The organism is Pedobacter sp. 01N416 (assembly GCF_056399685.1).
This window is the reverse complement of the sequence record NZ_JBFTRT010001103.1, coordinates 1-454: the sequence shown is the minus strand read 5'-3', so window position 1 is coordinate 454 and position 454 is coordinate 1. Positions and strand designations below refer to the sequence as shown.

The 454-nt window shown below is 39.4% G+C and carries 1 protein-coding gene; it reads right to left on the bottom strand.

Going from position 1 to position 454, the window contains the following annotated elements; translation table 11 throughout:
• Positions 1-249: 249 nt before the first annotated feature.
• The coding region (locus AC1DND_RS29435; protein WP_477586577.1) for a hypothetical protein at positions 250-454 on the bottom strand (205 nt) is incomplete at its 5' end.

Below are 454 nucleotides of genomic sequence, written 5' to 3'. Positions count from 1 at the left end.
ACCCTGAAACGACTCGAGCAACGTCAGCTTTATTTTATGATCACTATAGTGTCGATAAAATAATTCCAACACCTGTTGAGCTGTTTTCAAAGAAGGGCTTCCAGAATTATAATCAGATAAAGTCATGAATTGATGGTTAGGAAAAAGTGTTAGTTGATTAAAGCAAGCGCAAAGTTTGACTACTTTACAGTAATATATGGCAACCGGATTTCAGCAGTGATCGAAAAAACCCCGGCTGCCAAGGTGGGTTTATTCCGGACCTTTAATAATATGTTTGATAGGATTTTGGAGCGAAGGTGAAAGAAAATCAATGTAAGAATATATAACCAAGCTCACATTGCCATAAATACAACAGAAACATGTCAAATCATCCGGACCCGACTTCACCCCGCCTATATTCCGCGGTACCTGCCCGGACTCATACTTATTTTTATTAATCAGTCCCTGCCTGCTA